The organism is Psychrobacillus antarcticus (genome assembly GCF_029533155.1).
GTDB classification, from domain to species: Bacteria; Bacillota; Bacilli; order Bacillales_A; family Planococcaceae; genus Psychrobacillus; species Psychrobacillus antarcticus.
The window spans coordinates 1-1,907 of record NZ_JAIZDB010000061.1; the positions used below are offsets into that span (position 1 = coordinate 1).

Genomic DNA, 1,907 nt, shown 5'->3' on the forward strand with positions numbered 1-1,907 from the left:
ATAGTTTTATGGTAGTCTAGATGCTCAGGTTCTAAATTAGTGAAAATACAATAATCAAATTGCATACCTTCAACACGATATTGTATTAAACCATGAGAAGAAACCTCCATTATGACAACTTGATCGTTACACATTGCTAGAAGCTGATTTACTGTTACTGCATCGACAGTTGTATGAGTAGATTTGTTTTCTATTCCATTTATTATCGTAGAAACACTGCCAAATAATGAACATGAAATTCCTGCTGATTCCAAAATATGTTTGAGCATATAGGAAGTAGTCGTTTTTCCATTCGTACCCGTAATTCCAATCATAATTTTATGTTGAGTAGGATTCACATAAAATATATTTGCTAATAATCCTATTGTTTTTCGTGAATTGGCTACCCTAAAATAGGGTACGCCAATAGTAGTAAGTTTTTCTTCGCCAATGACAACACACGCGCCATTTAATATAGCATCTTCTATATACATATGCCCATCTGTTTGGGTTCCTGGTATCGCAACAAATAAATAATTTGGCTTTATGTTAGAAGAGTCAAAAGCCAAGCCATTTATTTCAATGGACTCGTCTTCTTGACTTATGTGAATGCCTAAAGGCTTTAGCAATGTCTCTAATTTCATAAGTTTGGATGCCCCTTTAAGTTGTTTAATTATTGTTTGCAGTTTTACTTTTTACATACATGAAATTTAGAGTTAGACTAACTATATAGTTTAAGAAAACATTAAGTTTATGTTATTATTTGTTTTTATAATTACAATATGTCCATTAAATTTAAGGAAGTGAGTAAATATGCAATTATTATTTTTAGGAACTGGAGCGGGAATGCCGTCTAAACAGCGTAATACGACATCGACAGTATTGAAACTATTAGATGAGCGAAGTTCTTTTTGGATGTTCGATTGTGGAGAAGCCACTCAGCATCAAATTTTGCATACAACACTAAAACCTCGTAAACTAGAAAAACTATTTATCACACATTTGCATGGAGATCATATATATGGACTTCCCGGCCTGTTAGGATCGCGTTCTTTTTTAGGTGGCGAAGAGCCACTTACAATCTATGGACCGGCAGGGTTGAAGAATTGGATTGAAGTAACACTTGCTATATCCAATACTCATGTGAAGTATCCACTTTCAATTATCGAGATTGAAGAAGGTATTATATTTGAAGATGAACAATTTATAGTGGAAGCAAAACTATTAGAACATGTCATGCCCTGTTTCGGCTATACTGTTAAACAAAAAGCCCTTCCCCCTGAACTTTATATCGAAAAAACAGATGCTTTAGGTGTTCCAAGAGGTCCATTATTAAGACAGTTGAAGGAAGGACAAGATATAGTGCTTCCAAATGGATTAGTAGTAAGGAGTGAGGATGTAACTGGAGAACCTACAGAAGGTTTTAAAGTAACGATACTTGGAGACACAAAATACTGTGAAAACTCGATACTGTTAAGTGAAGATGCAGATATAGTCGTTCATGAAGGAACTTTTGACATTGAAACTTCTGAGCTTGCACGCCTTTACGGACATTCAACAATAGTGGATGCAGCGGAGGTTTGTAAAAAAGCGAATGCTAAGCATTTGGTTGTTAATCACATTAGTGCAAGGTTCCTGCCATCCGACTTAAACAATATGCTTACCCAGGTCGAAAACTATAGTTTTCCCATTTATATCGCTGAAGATTTTGCTGAATATAGCTTGGTAAATAGTTCATTAATCAAATATAAATAAAAAAAGAGAGTTCGAAAGTTCATTATGAACTGAACCCCGAATAGTAGACACTTTATAAAAAGTGTAGCTATTCAGGGTTTTTTCTTTTTCAAAACCCCGTTATACTAAAATTTACAAACTTTGAACGGGAGAAAACATTATGAGTAAAATACTTTTTAACGAACATCAACAGC

At 34.3% G+C, this 1,907-nt stretch carries 2 protein-coding genes; one reads left to right on the plus strand and one right to left on the minus strand.

Translation table 11 applies throughout. The annotated features are described in order from the left end of the window. Nucleotides 1-623: Mur ligase family protein (locus LDK52_RS19785; RefSeq protein WP_277587623.1), on the minus strand; the 623-nt coding region annotated here is incomplete at its 3' end. Between the two features lie 169 nt (nt 624-792). Between LDK52_RS19785 and rnz the strand changes: the two genes are divergently transcribed. Continuing rightward, a complete protein-coding gene (gene rnz / locus LDK52_RS19790; protein WP_277587624.1) occupies nt 793-1,734 on the plus strand; it encodes a ribonuclease Z in 942 nt (313 codons plus the stop codon). Nucleotides 1,735-1,907 lie beyond the last annotated feature (173 nt).